The 13,681-nt window shown below is 59.7% G+C and carries 13 protein-coding genes and 1 riboswitch; of the genes, 6 read left to right on the forward strand and 7 right to left on the reverse strand.

What is annotated here, in order from left to right:
- Positions 1-137: 137 nt before the first annotated feature.
- The gene (locus IBT54_RS11740) at positions 138-1,094 is read right to left on the reverse strand and encodes a 2-hydroxyacid dehydrogenase (protein WP_147789625.1); all 957 of its coding nucleotides are present in this window, start codon (positions 1,092-1,094) and stop codon (positions 138-140) included.
- A complete protein-coding gene (locus tag IBT54_RS11745) occupies positions 1,075-2,466 on the reverse strand; it encodes an MFS transporter (protein WP_110331033.1) in 1,392 nt (463 codons plus the stop codon). The genes IBT54_RS11740 and IBT54_RS11745 overlap by 20 nt, the downstream gene beginning before the upstream one ends.
- Positions 2,467-2,886: 420 nt before the next feature.
- On the opposite strand from IBT54_RS11745, the gene IBT54_RS11750 reads away from it, so the two are divergent.
- A complete protein-coding gene (locus IBT54_RS11750; RefSeq protein WP_147789626.1) occupies positions 2,887-3,804 on the forward strand; it encodes a sugar ABC transporter substrate-binding protein in 918 nt (305 codons plus the stop codon).
- Positions 3,805-3,839: 35 nt separating this feature from the next.
- Here the strand turns inward: IBT54_RS11750 and IBT54_RS11755 are convergent, their stop codons facing one another.
- Complete coding sequence (locus tag IBT54_RS11755; protein WP_013359407.1) at positions 3,840-4,340, reverse strand: GNAT family N-acetyltransferase; 501 nt, start codon at positions 4,338-4,340, stop codon at positions 3,840-3,842.
- 72 nt (positions 4,341-4,412) lie between these two features.
- Here IBT54_RS11755 and IBT54_RS11760 point away from each other — a divergent pair, with 72 nt between their 5' ends.
- A complete protein-coding gene (locus IBT54_RS11760; RefSeq protein ID WP_013359408.1) occupies positions 4,413-6,245 on the forward strand; it encodes an ABC transporter ATP-binding protein in 1,833 nt (610 codons plus the stop codon).
- Here the strand turns inward: IBT54_RS11760 and IBT54_RS11765 are convergent.
- Positions 6,242-7,366 carry a GNAT family N-acetyltransferase gene (locus tag IBT54_RS11765; protein ID WP_147789627.1) on the reverse strand — a complete coding sequence of 375 codons (1,125 nt, stop codon included), beginning with the start codon at positions 7,364-7,366 and terminating at the stop codon, positions 6,242-6,244. The two genes, IBT54_RS11760 and IBT54_RS11765, sit on opposite strands and share 4 nt — an antisense overlap.
- Positions 7,367-7,507: 141 nt before the next feature.
- On the opposite strand from IBT54_RS11765, the gene IBT54_RS11770 reads away from it, so the two are divergent.
- The 3 genes from IBT54_RS11770 to IBT54_RS11780 all read left to right on the forward strand — a co-directional run bounded on the left by IBT54_RS11770 (position 7,508) and on the right by IBT54_RS11780 (position 10,070).
- Entirely contained in the window at positions 7,508-8,413 is a 906-nt protein-coding gene (locus tag IBT54_RS11770; protein WP_013359410.1) for a LysR family transcriptional regulator, read from the forward strand.
- 98 nt (positions 8,414-8,511) lie between these two features.
- The gene (locus IBT54_RS11775; RefSeq protein WP_201252195.1) at positions 8,512-9,453 is read left to right on the forward strand and encodes a glutathione S-transferase family protein; all 942 of its coding nucleotides are present in this window, start codon (positions 8,512-8,514) and stop codon (positions 9,451-9,453) included.
- Between the two features lie 11 nt (positions 9,454-9,464).
- On the forward strand, positions 9,465-10,070 hold the full coding sequence (locus IBT54_RS11780; RefSeq protein WP_013359412.1) for an alpha/beta hydrolase: 606 nt from the start codon (positions 9,465-9,467) through the stop codon (positions 10,068-10,070).
- Here IBT54_RS11780 and IBT54_RS11785 read toward each other — a convergent pair.
- Together IBT54_RS11785 and crcB are read right to left on the reverse strand one after the other, a co-directional pair.
- Positions 10,067-10,882 (reverse strand): sugar phosphate isomerase/epimerase, encoded by an 816-nt coding sequence (locus IBT54_RS11785; protein ID WP_201252196.1) that lies wholly within the window; start codon positions 10,880-10,882, stop codon positions 10,067-10,069. The genes IBT54_RS11780 and IBT54_RS11785 overlap by 4 nt on opposite strands.
- Before the next feature lie 119 nt (positions 10,883-11,001).
- Entirely contained in the window at positions 11,002-11,379 is a 378-nt protein-coding gene (gene crcB, locus IBT54_RS11790; protein ID WP_013359414.1) for a fluoride efflux transporter CrcB, read from the reverse strand.
- An 88-nt stretch (positions 11,380-11,467) separates the two neighbouring features.
- A riboswitch (Fluoride riboswitch) is annotated at positions 11,468-11,543 on the reverse strand.
- Positions 11,544-11,648: 105 nt separating this feature from the next.
- On the opposite strand from crcB, the gene IBT54_RS11795 reads away from it, so the two are divergent.
- Positions 11,649-12,569: a nucleoside hydrolase gene (locus tag IBT54_RS11795; protein WP_201252197.1), complete on the forward strand. Its 921-nt coding sequence runs from the start codon at positions 11,649-11,651 to the stop codon at positions 12,567-12,569.
- Between the two features lie 6 nt (positions 12,570-12,575).
- Here IBT54_RS11795 and IBT54_RS11800 read toward each other — a convergent pair whose 3' ends face one another.
- Positions 12,576-13,604 (reverse strand): zinc-binding alcohol dehydrogenase family protein, encoded by a 1,029-nt coding sequence (locus IBT54_RS11800; protein ID WP_201252198.1) that lies wholly within the window; start codon positions 13,602-13,604, stop codon positions 12,576-12,578.
- Between the last annotated feature and the right edge of the window lie 77 nt (positions 13,605-13,681).

Below are 13,681 nucleotides of genomic sequence, written 5' to 3' on the forward strand. Positions count from 1 at the left end.
GCGGGTGGTAAGGTGATATCGGCAGCTGGACAAATATTCTTCAGGCTGTTTTGTGCGGAGGCGGCGTGCGGGCGAGTGGTCAGAGGAGAGGCCTCCTGCCTCACTCTCTGTCCATCATGGTTAAGTCGTTGTTGCCGTTAGACTACGCGGGTCAGCACCGGCTCTCCACGGGCAAACGCCAGCATGTTCTCAAACACCAGGTCGGCCATCGCCGCCATGGTTTCGCGGGTGCTGCTGGCGATATGTGGCGTAATCACCACATTGTCGCGCTGACGCAATTCGTCAGGCACCTGCGGCTCCTGTTCAAAAACATCCAGTCCGGCACCGGCGATCTGCCCGGATTCCAGCGCCGCCACCAGCGCCTGCTGATCCACCACGCTGCCGCGCGCGATGTTGATCAGATAACCCTGCGGGCCCAGCGCCTGCAGCACTTCCGCAGTGATAATATGCCGCGTTGCGGCCCCGCCCGGCAGCGTGAGCACCAGAAAATCGGCCTGCTGCGCCAGCGCTATCAGACTCTCATGCCGGGTAAAGGGCACGTCGGGGCGTGAACGCGGGTTGTAATAGTGAATCTGCATATCAAACGCCTGTGCGCGCCTGGCTACCGCCTGGCCGATATTGCCCAGCCCGACGATACCGCACACCTTGCCGCCAATTTTACTGCTCAGCGGAAAGCGACCCTGCGTCCAGTGCCCGGCACGCGTGAAGCGATCGGCCTCACTGATGCGGCGCGCCACATCCAGCAGCAGCGCCATGCCCAGGTCGGCGACGCAATCATTCAGCACCTCGGGCGTGTTGGTGACGACAATGCCGCGTGACCGGGCGGCTTCCGTATCAATGCTGTCATACCCGACGCCGTTACTGCAGATCGCTTTGAGGTTGGGCAATGCCGCGATCAGTGCGGCGGGTGCGCCCATCACCGCGTTGCCGCTGGTGACCAGTATGTCGATGGCAGCACCCTGTTCAGCCAGAAAAGCCGCCTCATCGTCCGCCTCCCATAGCCGGAAGGCGGTGAACGCATTTTCGATATTCGCAATCAGCTCTGGTGGCAGAAATTTCCCTTTGATCAGCACCTTACATTGCTTTAATGCCATCTTCTTTCTCCTGATGGTTATAGGCTGCCGGGCGATTGGTCTCTTCGCCGACGCGTTCAATCGGTCCCATCACCAGCAGGAACAGCAGCGCCGCGACCACGCAGTGTGCCGCCACAAATGCCAGCCCGATGCTGTAGCTGCCGGTCAGCCCGACGATGATGCCGAACAGCAGCGGCGTGGTGAAACCGGCAATATTGCCGATGCCGTTAAAAATGGACCCCGCCAGACCCACCGCCTCTTTGGGCGCGGTGTCGCTGATCACCGTCCAGGTGCCTGCGCCCGCCGCGATGCCTTTGCCGAAAAAGGCGAAGGACATAATAGCGATAATGCCGCCATTACCGGGAATGATCGCCGCCAGCACCAGGCTCGACGCCATCAGCATGCCGACGATGTAGGGGGTTTTACGCGCCCATGAGACGCTCCAGCCCCGGGCGATTAACTTATCTGACAGGTAACCGCCGCTGATCCCGCCGAGAAAACCAAACACCGCCGGGGCGATGGTGGCGAATCCCGCCTCCATAATGTTCATGCCGCGTGCCTGCACCAGATAGATCGGGAACCAGGTAATGAAGAAGTAGCTGAGCGCAATGATGCAGTACTGACCAAGATAGGCGCACCAGAGCATACGATTGGTAAACAGCTTTCTGAACATCGCTTTGCTGACCGGTGGCCGCGCTTTCAGCGTCTGCGCCGCGTCGATATCCACCAGCGCGCCGCCGTCAATGATGTGGCGCAGTTCGCTTTCCGACACGCCGGGGTGATTGCGCGGCTCGCGCATCCAGGCCGTCCAGACAAACACCGCCAGCAGGCCGATGCCGCCCAGCACAAAGAATGGCCACTCCCAGCCAAAGCGCGACACCAGCCAGCCTGACAGCGGCGAGAAGATGGCGACGGCAAAATATTGCGCCGAACTGAACAGCGATGACGCCCGTCCCCGCTCAGCGCCAGGGAACCACATAATCACCACGCGCGCATTGGCGGGAAAGCTGGGTGCCTCAATGAGTCCCAGCATAAAGCGCAGACCAAACATCAGCATCAGTGCGCCGGTCATACCGCTGGAGAATTCACCCACAAATCCCATCGCCAGTGTCGAGACCGACCAGAGCGCCAGCGTGATGCCATACACTTTTTTGGCCCCGAAGCGGTCAAGAAACAGTCCACCGGGGATCTGGCCGATAACGTAGGCCCAGCTGAAAGCAGAGAGGATCAGTCCCAGCTGGATTGCTGACAGGCCGAACTCCTCTTTGATCGCCGATCCGGAGATCGAGAGGATCGAACGGTCGGCGTAAGCCACGACTGACAAAAACAGGATCAGGCAGAGGATCCCGATGCGGACATGGGTGGTCCGTTGAGGCGTTGCATCTTTAGGCATGAGCTGAATTCCTTAAAAAGCGGCAGGTTGCGCCACGAGTTTTTTTTCAGGAATAACGCTGAGATTTCCCGCTTCTGGAAATATAGATAGGCCGCTAACCATCGGTCATTGTGCGGATGTAGAGATCGACGGGTCCGATTCAGCGATTTTCTGGCAACCGCCACAACCGCCCGTGCGGCGCTGCACAAAAGCGCAAAAAGCTGCTGCTCTCTGCCGCAGAGTGTGCACCCGATCGGGGTTTTAACCGGCCCGGGCAGCTATGACGCGACGAATTTGCAGCAAAGTGTGGCGACGCCAGCAAGAGTGAAACGGGCGGCTTGTCAAACCTGGCGGCAATTTCTAAGCTGCAGATGATCCTATTTATCCATTTTTATAATAAATGAAAAATCCATTCCATCCGGTTAACCTCGGGAGTCCGCAATGAAAACACGCGTATGGGCCTTACTCTGTCTGCTCTCTCTTTCCACGTCGGCGCTGGCAGAGAAGATTGGCGTTTCGATGGCTTATTTCGACCAGAACTTCCTGACTATTATTCGCCAGTCGATTGAGAAAGAGGCGAAAGCGCGTCAGCTGGATGCGCAGTTCGAAGATGCACGCGGCGACGTCGGCCGTCAGACCGATCAGGTACAGAGCTTTATCAGCGCCGGGGTGGATGCGATTATTGTCGATCCGGTCGACTCCGCCAGCACCCCAGCCCTGACGAAACTGGCGCAGCAGGCGCACATTCCGCTGGTCTACGTTAACCGCACGCCGGGCGATAAAACCCTGCCACCGGGCGTGGTGTTTGTCGGCTCTGACGAACGCGAGTCCGGCACGTTGCAGATGGAGGCGCTGGCGAAGCAGGCCGGTTACCGCGGCAATGTCGCCATCATGATCGGTAACCTCAGCGATGCGGGCGCACTGCAGCGCACCCGGGATGTGGAGCAGGTAGTGGCAAAGTATCCCGGAATGAAAGTTGTGCTCAAGCAGACTGCCAACTATGCGCGCAATGAGGGCATGGATTTAATGCTCAACTGGCTGTCGAACGGGGAAGCGATTGATATTGTCGCCGCTAACAACGACGAAATGGCGATTGGTGCAACCATGGCGATTGCTCAGGCGAAGCCGAAGAAAACCATTCTGGTCGGCGGCATTGATGCCACGCCGGATGGCCTGAAAGCGCTGGCGAGCGGCAGACTGGCGGTGACGGTGTTCCAGGATGCCGTGGGCCAGGGCAGGAAATCGGTTGAGGTGGCGCAGCAGATGATCAAAGGCCAGAAGGTGGATTCCCACCAGTGGATCCCGTTTGAGCTGGTCACACAGCAGAACATGCAGCACTACAGCCCTAAAAATCCGTAACGCAACACGGCGCGGCAGCACTGCCGCGCCGGTTATCACTCCCCGTTCAGCAGCTTCGCCATCATCACCACATCGCGCAGCTGACCGTCACGCAGTGCGGCCTGGCGTTTCACCCCTTCCCGCTCAAAGCCCAGCCGCTCATAGAGCCGCAGCGCACGATCGTTGTCGTGAAACACTTCCAGCTCCATACGGGTAATGCCCAGCCAGTTGCGGGAGTAGTCGAGCGCAGTGCGGATCAGGCGCTCACCAACGCCGCGACCACCAAAATCGGGATGCACGCCCAGCCCAAAGCTGATGCAGTGGCGGGTGCGCGGCTTGTTATCCACAAACAGCGTCAGTTCGCCGGCCAGCACGCCGTCGATCTCGGCGACAAAGGCGATAAAGCCCTCGGCATCCATTCTGGCGATTTTTTTCTCCCAGGTGGCGACGCTGGGAAACGGCAACTGCAGCGTCCAGGGATAGACGTCGGGATGACTGTAAAGCCGCTGATAAGCGGCAGCGTCCTGCGGTTCCCGTGCCCGAATTGTGATTTCCATATTTTCTCCTGTTAGCCGAATGGGGTTCATGCACTAAGCTGTAGCTCTTTACCGGACGGAAAGAGTATCGCTATGTTGTATCGTCGTTTTGAGCGTTTTATCAATATATTTCAGGACGCACCCACCGATTCGCCCCCCTCAACGGTCTGGTCGTTTTACCTCTACTATCTGCGGCAGGTCTGGCCCAGTTTTGCCGCGCTGCTGGTGGTTGGGCTGGCATCAGCCCTGATTGAAGTGTCGCTGTTCAGCTATCTGAGCCGCATTATCGATATGGTCAATCACTCAACGCCCGCCACCCTGTTCCGGGATAACTGGCCGATACTGTTGTGGATGGGCGCGGTGGCGCTGATTCTGCGGCCGGTTTTTATCGCCCTGCACGATATGCTGGTGCATCAGAGTATCAGCCCGAGCATGACCAGCATGATCCGCTGGCAGCATCACAACTACGTGCTGCGTCAGAGCCTTAACTTCTTCCAGAGCGATTTCGCCGGGCGTATTGCCCAGCGCATTATGCAGACCGGCAGTTCACTGCGTGACTCGGCGGTGCAGCTGGTGGACGCCATCTGGCACGTGCTGATCTACGCCGTGACCTCGCTGGTACTGTTTGCCGGTGCCGACTGGCGGCTGATGATCCCGCTGATTATCTGGATGGTGGCCTACAGCGCCTCGCTGCGTTTCTTTGTACCGCGCGTCAAAGCCCGTTCGGTGGTCTCCTCGGAAGCGCGCTCAAAGCTGATGGGCACCATTGTTGACGGCTACACCAACATCGCCACCATCAAGCTGTTCGCCCACAGCGACCTGGAACGTCAGTACGCGCGTGAGGCGATTCAGGAGCAGACCGACAAAACCCAGCACGCCAGCCGCATGGTCACCAGTATGGATCTGACGCTGTCGGCGCTGAACGGCCTGCTGATTGTTTCAACATCCGGCCTGGCATTGTGGCTGTGGAGCCAGTCGCTGATCAGCGTCGGGGCGATTGCACTGGCGACCGGGCTGGTGATCCGTCTGGTGAATATGTCCGGCTGGATCATGTGGGTGGTCAACGGCATCTTCGAAAACATCGGCATGGTGCAGGATGGCCTGAACACCATTGCGCAACCGCTGAGCGTGCAGGATGCGCCGCAGGCGAAGCAGCTTAAGGTGACGCGTGGCAACATCCGCTTTGAGAATGTGCGCTTCGATTATGGCGGTGGCCGTCAGGTGATTAACGGTTTTAACCTCGACATCCGACCCGGTGAGAAGATTGGTCTGATTGGTCCCTCGGGTGCCGGTAAATCGACGCTGGTGAACCTGCTGCTGCGTCTTTATGACCTGAACGGTGGGCGGATTGTGATCGACGAACAGGATATTGCCGTCGTGACCCAGGAGAGCCTGCGCAGCCAGATTGGCATGATCACCCAGGACACCTCGCTGCTGCATCGCTCAATCCGTGAAAACCTGCTCTATGGCCGTCCCGACGCCACTGAAGAGGAGCTGCAACTGGCCATTCACCGCGCCCGCGCCGATGAGTTTATTCCGCTGCTCTCCGACTCGCTGGGCCGCACCGGGCTGGACGCGCACGTGGGCGAGCGCGGCGTGAAGCTGTCGGGCGGTCAGCGTCAGCGTGTGGCGATTGCCCGCGTGCTGCTGAAGGATGCGCCGGTTCTGATCATGGATGAGGCGACCTCAGCCCTCGACTCTGAAGTGGAAGCCGCCATTCAGGAGAGCCTGGAATCCTTAATGCAGGGCAAAACCGTTATCGCCATTGCGCACCGCCTGTCGACCATTGCGAAGATGGATCGGCTGGTGGTGCTGGATAAAGGCGGTATTGCCGAGATGGGCAGCCATCAGGAGCTGCTGGCGCAGAACGGTCTTTATGCCCGACTGTGGCAACATCAGACCGGCGGATTTGTCGGCGTCGATTAATCGCCGCGTCGATAGGGTAAGGCGTCGCGCGCTTCTTCCGCCCAGCCGCGTACGCCTTCCCGCTCCTGCACCAGAAAATCTGCCACGGCCTCGCGCAGGCCGGGATGCAGCAGATAGTGCCAGGAGTGGGTAATCTGCGGCTCAAAGCCGCGCACCAGCTTGTGCTCGCCCTGCGCCCCCGCATCAAACCGCGTCAGCCCTTCATCAATCGCTAAATCCATCCCCTGATAAAAACAGGTTTCGAAGTGCAGCCGGTCAAACTCCGCCAGACAGCCCCAGTAGCGGCCATAGAGCGTGTTGCTGTCGCGCAGATAAAAGGCCATCGCTGCCGGTTGCTGCTGCAGGCGGGCGATTACCACCACAATATTCTGCGGCATCCGCTCTGCCAGCAGGCTGAAGAAGTTGCGCGTCAGATAGGGCCGCTGGCCGCGCACCGCGTAGGTGTTGGCGTAACAGGTGTAGACAAAATCCCACTGATCTTCACGCAACTGGTCACCGCGATAGCGGTCAAACGCAAAGCCGCTCTGCGCCACCTGCTCGCGCTCTTTACGCAGCTGTTTGCGCTTGCGCGACATCAGCGTGTCCAGGAAATCCTGAAAATCACGGTAGCCACGATTATGCCAGTGATACTGACAGCCGAGCCGGGAGAGCCAGTCGGGCTGATCGGCCAGCAGCAGGTTCGCCTGCGCATCGGTAAAGTTGATGTGTGCGCCGCTTAAGCCGTGCTGCAACAGGCTCTCAGGCAGGGCCGACAGCAGCTGTGCGGCGGCAGAGGCGTCACCCAGCAGGCGCGCGCCGCTGACCGGGCTGAAGGGAATCGCCCCCAGCCATTTCGGGTAGTAGCGGATCCCGGCGCGCTGGCTGGCATCCGCCCAGGCGTGATCAAAAACATACTCACCCTGTGAATGATATTTCTGGTAGCCCGGCAGCGCGGCGCGCGTCACGCCCTTTTCCCGCCACAGCAGATGATCAGGCTGCCAGCCCGACTCAGGCCGCACGCTGCCGCTCTCTTCTAAGGTGAGCAGAAAAGCGTGGCGCAAAAACGGCTGGTCATCAGGCAACAGCGCATCCCACTCGGCGGCCGGGATCGCCGCCAGTGACGTCAGGTGAATCAGCGACATGAATTACTCCAGAGAACGTCGGGCAGAGCGTCAGTCAAGCAGGTTTTCCGCGGCAGCGAAAGGGTTAAGGCACGCAAAGTGAAGGCTGCAACGCCTGGCCGCAGCTTCTATACTGCGACTTTACCCTTTCAGGACTTCGCCATGGATCGACTCGATTGTGACCGGATGTTTGTCACGGTGCTGGAAACCGGCAGCTTTTCAGCGGCAGCGCTGCGTCTCGGTACCAGCAGCAGTCAGGCTTCTAAACTGGTTTCAAAGCTGGAGCAGCAGCTCGGCGTCCAGCTGTTTAAGCGTAGCACGCGCGCCCTCTCGCCCACCGACGTTGGCCGTAGTTATTATGAGCGGGTAAAAAACCTGCTCGATGCGTTTGAAACGCTGGATGCCAGCGTGCGTGAAAGCGCCACCACCCCCACCGGCAGGCTGAAAATCAGTGCGCCCGGCTCTTTTGGCACGGCGGTGCTTTCTCAGGTGCTGGTGGCGTTTGCCCGGCGCTATCCACTGATTGAACTGGATGTCAGCTTTTCCGACCGGGCCGTGAACATCGTCGATGAGGGATTTGATATGGCGATCCGCATCGGCAACCTCAGCGACAGCAGTCTGGTGGCGCGCAAGCTGGGCGAAGTGCATGTCCGCATTGCTGCGTCACCGATCTATCTTGAGCAGTTCGGTACGCCACAACACTGGCGGGACATGGCGCAGCATCAGTGCATTATCGACACCAATTTCCGCGATCCCTGGCACTGGCCGTTTGTCAGCGGTGACGGCAGCAACGAGATTGTCACCGTGCCGGTCCGGGGCCGTCTGCGATTTGCCAACACTGAAGCCTGTCTGCAGGCAGCGATGGCCGGATTAGGCATTGCGCGTCTGCCCGGTTTCATCGCCGCTCCCGCGCTGCAACAGGGTGATATTGTCCGGCTGCTGGATAACTTCGACACACCGCCGCTGGGCCTGTTTGTGGTCTATCCGCCCGCCCGTCATCTGGCGCACCGGGCGCGCCTGCTCATCGATTTTCTGGTGACCCACTTTACCCACTTCCCGCCCGCGTGATTCCTTCCATAATGGAAGAAATGATTGTCTTTATGACCGGATTATCAGCCGTTTAGTCATAAGTTAAGCTGCTTCTCAAAACAGAGAGGAGTCGCGCGATGTTAGTAGAAGGCAAATGGAGTAGTGACTGGCATCCGGTGCAGGCTACCGATAAACAGGGCGGCTTTGTCCGTCAGACGTCCGGCTTCCGGGACTTTATCAGCAGCGATGGCTCCACGGCATTCGCCGCCGAACCCGATCGCTACCACCTCTATGTGGCGCTGATCTGCCCATGGGCGTCGCGTGCGCTGATCGCCCGTAAGCTCAAGGGGCTGGAATCGCTGATCGGCGTGACGGTGGTCGAGCCGCAGCTTGGCTCTCAGGGCTGGCGCTTCGGCAACTTTCCCGGCGCGCAGCCGGACCCGCTGAATAACGCGCAATACCTGCATGAAATTTACACCCGCGTCGCGCCCGACTACACCGGGCGGGCCACTGTGCCGGTGCTGTGGGACAGGAAAACTGCCACCATCGTCAGCAACGAGTCTGCGGACATTGTGCGGATGTTTAACAGCGGCTTTGGCGATCTGGCCGATAACCGCATCGACCTTTATCCCGCCGCGCTGCGTGCGGAGATTGATGCGCTGAATGAGAGCCTTTATCCGCGTCTGAATAACGGTGTTTATCGCGCGGGCTTCGCCACGACCTCTGTCAGCTATCAGCAGGCGTTTAATGACGTTTTCAGCCAGCTCGATGAACTGGAGGCGCTGCTCAGCGATGGTCGTACCTTCCTGCTGGGCGAACGGCTGACGGAAACCGACATCCGGCTGTTTGTGACCCTGATTCGCTTTGACGTCGCCTATCATGGCCTGTTCAAATGCAACCTGCGCCGGATCCGCGACTATACGCTGCTGAACCGCTATCTTAAGAGCATGTTGTCGGTCTCTGGCGTACGTGAAACGGTCAACATTGACCATATCAAACAGGGTTACTACTCGATCAAGGCGCTGAACCCGAACGGCATCGTTCCGGCGGGTCCTGATCTGAGTGAATACGGTTTATAAAAGGAGCAATGATGGCAAAAGCACTGGTGATTTTTCTGCATGGCGTGGGCAGTAACGGCGACGATCTGGCTCCGATTGGCCGTCACTGGGCGACGCTGTTGCCGGATGTGGTTTTTGCCTCGCCCAATGCACCTGAACGTTTTCCCGCCGGTTTTGGCTGGCAGTGGTTCAGCCTGACAGACGTAACGCCAGAAAACCGGCCTGGTCGGGTTCGGGCGGCACGGGCCGCGTTTGATGCGACACTCAATGAAATTGTCGCGCAGCACGGCTTTGCCGACCGCTGGCAGGATGTGGTGCTGGTGGGCTTCTCTCAGGGGTCGATCATGGCGCTGGATGCGCTGGCGTCTGGCCGTTATCCGCTGGCGGGCGTGGTCGCCTTTTCCGGTCGTCTGGCGGTTGACGGTGAATTAACTCCGCAGGCTCATGTGCCCGCCCTGCTGATCCACGGCCAGGCCGATGAAGTCATCCCGTGGCAGGAGAGCGAATCTGCGGCGGCCCGGCTGCGAGCCGCGGCGGTGCCGGTCGACGCGCGCTTTGAACCCGCCACCGGCCACACCATTTCCGCTCAGGGTGCCATGCACGCCGCCGCGTTTATCGGGCAGTGCTTACAGGATTAACCCCAGCAGCGCGTTAACGCCTGCCAGGCATGGCGGGCAGCCACGTCGGGCGGCAGGCGTTTCAGCGCATCATTAAAGACTTCAATCCCCACCGGCCCCTGATAGCCCGCGCTTTTGAGCTTATCGACAAAGCGCTTAACGTCGATAATCCCATCGCCGGGCAGCAGACGCTGGTGCTTCGCCATCGCCATCAGGCTCTGCTTATCCTGCGCGGGAACGGCGGCCATATCACACAGCTGCACTTCATAGATGCGATCGGCGGGAATGCCGTCCAGATGGGAGGCATCACCGCCCAGCGCGCAGATGTGGAACAGATCGACCACTAGCCCGATATTAGGCTGATCGAGCCGCTGCAATCGCTGCCAAGCCAGCGGCAGCGTATTGTCCACGCTGCACCAGGCCATCGGCTCATACATAATGCGCATGTTGTAGCGCGCGGCTTCAGAGGCCATCCAGCGCAGGTCATCATCAATCTGGTCGGCACAGCAATCCTCACGGGTGCTGGCCGGTGCCTGAATGGTGTCACAGCCCAGCGCCTGGGCAATCTGTATGAACTGACGCAGCTCTTCGCGCTTCTGAGATCGCAACGCACTGGGTGCGCCGGTGAAATCACGCAGCACCTGCAGATTGGTAAAGCCAGGTCCCTGTCGTGCGCTGATCTCAGCCAGTGTCGCTGCACCGCCTTCACAGGCTTCAACATCCTCGCGCCAGATCTCGACCTGATCAAAACCGGCGTCACGCGCCGCCTGGAGCTTCTGGCCGGGTTCACCGTTTAACAACACCAGGTTAAGGAAGGTGGGATGGGTTCGCATTGCTCGGCTCCTTAATCGTCCGGAATAATCGGTGAGGGTCAGCGTCAGCGCCGCGCATTATCCGATGCACGGCGCTGACGCCCGAAATCAGTATCGCTTGAGCGGTATGATGCGCCGGGTCAGCCCAGCAGCGTGACCAGTGCGAAACCGGCAAACGCCATCAGCAGCGAGCCAATCACATGCACCAGTGCGCTGGCCATCGCCCAGAAATACTTCCCTGATTGTAGCAACACCATTAATTCTGCCGTGAAAGAGGAGAAAGTCGTCAGCCCGCCGCAGAGTCCGGTGACGATTAGCAGTTTCCAGATCGGGTCGATGTCGGGATGGCGGACAAACCAGGCCATCGCCCCGCCGATCACCAGACCGCCGATCAGATTCACCAGCAGCGTGCCGGGCGGCAGGTTGGGAAAGAGTGCATTAAAACGCATTGCGAACAGCCAGCGCAGTACACAGCCGGCAGAGCCGCCGATCACCACAGCCAGTAAGGGTTTAAACATGTCTTGCTCCTGATTACAGAGTAATGCCGGGCTGAGGAGGAGAGGCAGAGATAAACTGCGCCTGACACCTCAGCTCCCGCGAAGGAATTGAGTGTCAGGCGTCATCAGCCGGTGTTAAGCCCACCGGCGGTTAGGAAAGGTGGCACGCCATCACCTTGAGCCGGTGATAATACGACGCCCGTTCCAGGCTGGCAATACGGCTGAATCGCTTGACGCCCTGCCCGCTGGCGGGGTAATGCTGAAGGTTTACAGCCTGTTGCGGAGAGCCTATGCGTACCCTGATTTTTGATACTGATATCGGCGTGGATGACGCCTTTGCGCTGGCTTATGCGGCGCGGACGCAGCATCTGCTGGGGATTACCACGGTTTTTGGTAACGTGGCAGTGGGTCAGGCGGTGAAAAATGCCCGGCTATTCTGCGACAAAATGGCGATTAACGCGGCGGTCTGGCGCGGCTGTTCACGGCCGCTGGCGCTGACCCCCTCTGCGCCCGCCAGGCTGCACGGCGAAGATGGGCTGGGCGATGCGTTTGATAATGCTTTTAGCGATGAGGCGCCAGGCGCGGTGCAGTTTATTATCGACAGCGTGCGGGCGCAGCCGCATCAGATCACCCTGGTGGCGATTGGTCCGCTGACCAATATCGCCACGGCCATTAATCAGGCGCCGGATATTATTCCGCTGGTGAAAGAGCTGGTGATCATGGGCGGCGCGTTTGGCACCAACGGCCATAGCGGCAACGTGACGCCTTTCAGCGAATTTAATATCTGGAAAGATCCGCACGCCGCCGATCAGGTGCTCGCGTCGGCGCTGAACGTGGTAGTGATCCCGCTGGATGTCACGCACAAGGTGCTGATCAGCGGCGATGAGGTGCAGCGTCTGAACCAGCCGGTGCTGAGCGCGATCTGTCGCCCTTACCTGGCTTACAGCCTGCAGAAAGAGGGTTTTGCGGGTATGGCGCTGCACGACACCCTGGCGGTGGCGTGGCTGACGCTGCCACAGGCCTTTACGCTCATCGAAAGTCCGCTGCGGGTGATTACCGAGGGCATCACCTGCGGTCAGACGGTGCGTAAACTCAGCGCGCTGGCATCACGAGCCGATCCGTTTGCCGGTCTGCCGGCCCAGCGCATCGCGCTCGGCGTGGATGCCGACGCGGTGCGGGCGCACTTCTTTGAGACCCTCACCGCGCCCTGAATCACGTTACCTGTCGAAGTGAATGACGCCTTTGATCAGTTCGCGGTTGTTAATGACCAGCGCCTCAAAGGTTTCATCCAGCGTGGAGAACGCCAGATGGTGATTCAGCATCATGTCGGCGCGCAGCTGGCCGCTGGCCATTAACGCACGCACCCGATCAAAGTCTTCGCGGGTGGCGTTGCGGCTGCCCATCAGCGTGGCCTCTTTTTTGTGGAATTCACTGTCCGGGATGACCAGATCGCCTTTGTGCAGACCGACATAGACTATGGTGCCGCCGTGCCGCATCAGGTTGACTGCATTGTTCATCGCCGCCGGATTGCCGGTGGCGTCGATCACTTTCAGTGCCAGACGGCCACCAAACTGCTCGCGCAACGCACTATCAAACGCCTCATCAGCCGGATTCAGTGCCGCCAGACCGAGCTGGTCAGCGACATGCTGGCGACGAAATTCGCTGGTATCCGCGACCACCACCTGCGCACCACTGGCGGCGGCAATGGCGGCGACACCCAGCCCAATCGGCCCGGCTCCGACCACCAGCACCTGCTCATCCGCCCCAATTCCGGCACGCCGCACCGCATGGGCGCTGATGGCAAACGGCTCAATCAGCGCGGCCGCTTCCGGTGCGACCTCATCCACCGCCAGCAGGGTGCTGACCGGCACGCTCAGGTAGTCGCAGAAACCGCCATCCTGATGCACGCCAATCACCGAGATCCGCTCACAGCAGTTGGTTTTTCCGCTCTGGCAGGCGTCGCAGCGCAGGCAGGAGATGTAGGGCATGAGTGCCACCCGCTGGCCTGGCTGAAAGCCTTCCGCGCCACTGCCCAGCGCCACCACTTCTGCACAGATTTCATGGCCCAGTACCCGTGGATAGCTGAAGAACGGCTGATTGCCGGACCAGGCGTGGATATCAGTGCCGCAGATCCCGGCAGTCAGGATTTTAATCAGTGCCTCGCCCGCGGCAGGCGTGGGGGTGTCGCGTGTGATCCAGACCATCTTACGTGGTTCAGCGATGACCAGTGCTTTCATTGTTGTCATGGTGATTCTCCGGTTGTCCTGCTGGCAGTTATGGCGAATCCTGCTCGCCGCGCGGCGTTCGTTTGCGGGAAGTGTGA

It is taken from the genome of Pantoea sp. S62 (assembly GCF_016658625.1).
GTDB lineage: Bacteria > Pseudomonadota > Gammaproteobacteria > Enterobacterales > Enterobacteriaceae > Pantoea > Pantoea vagans.

Bases quoted from the DNA above. Each gene is read 5' to 3' on its own strand.
- IBT54_RS11740 (WP_147789625.1), bottom strand. From the start codon at position 1,094: ATGGCATTAAAGCAATGTAAGGTGCTGATCAAAGGGAAATTTCTGCCA.
- IBT54_RS11745 (WP_110331033.1), bottom strand. From the start codon at position 2,466: ATGCCTAAAGATGCAACGCCTCAACGGACCACCCATGTCCGCATCGGG.
- IBT54_RS11750 (WP_147789626.1), top strand. From the start codon at position 2,887: ATGAAAACACGCGTATGGGCCTTACTCTGTCTGCTCTCTCTTTCCACG.
- IBT54_RS11755 (WP_013359407.1), bottom strand. From the start codon at position 4,340: ATGGAAATCACAATTCGGGCACGGGAACCGCAGGACGCTGCCGCTTAT.
- IBT54_RS11760 (WP_013359408.1), top strand. From the start codon at position 4,413: ATGTTGTATCGTCGTTTTGAGCGTTTTATCAATATATTTCAGGACGCA.
- IBT54_RS11765 (WP_147789627.1), bottom strand. From the start codon at position 7,366: ATGTCGCTGATTCACCTGACGTCACTGGCGGCGATCCCGGCCGCCGAG.
- IBT54_RS11770 (WP_013359410.1), top strand. From the start codon at position 7,508: ATGGATCGACTCGATTGTGACCGGATGTTTGTCACGGTGCTGGAAACC.
- IBT54_RS11775 (WP_201252195.1), top strand. From the start codon at position 8,512: ATGTTAGTAGAAGGCAAATGGAGTAGTGACTGGCATCCGGTGCAGGCT.
- IBT54_RS11780 (WP_013359412.1), top strand. From the start codon at position 9,465: ATGGCAAAAGCACTGGTGATTTTTCTGCATGGCGTGGGCAGTAACGGC.
- IBT54_RS11785 (WP_201252196.1), bottom strand. From the start codon at position 10,882: ATGCGAACCCATCCCACCTTCCTTAACCTGGTGTTGTTAAACGGTGAA.
- crcB (WP_013359414.1), bottom strand. From the start codon at position 11,379: ATGTTTAAACCCTTACTGGCTGTGGTGATCGGCGGCTCTGCCGGCTGT.
- IBT54_RS11795 (WP_201252197.1), top strand. From the start codon at position 11,649: ATGCGTACCCTGATTTTTGATACTGATATCGGCGTGGATGACGCCTTT.
- IBT54_RS11800 (WP_201252198.1), bottom strand. From the start codon at position 13,604: ATGACAACAATGAAAGCACTGGTCATCGCTGAACCACGTAAGATGGTC.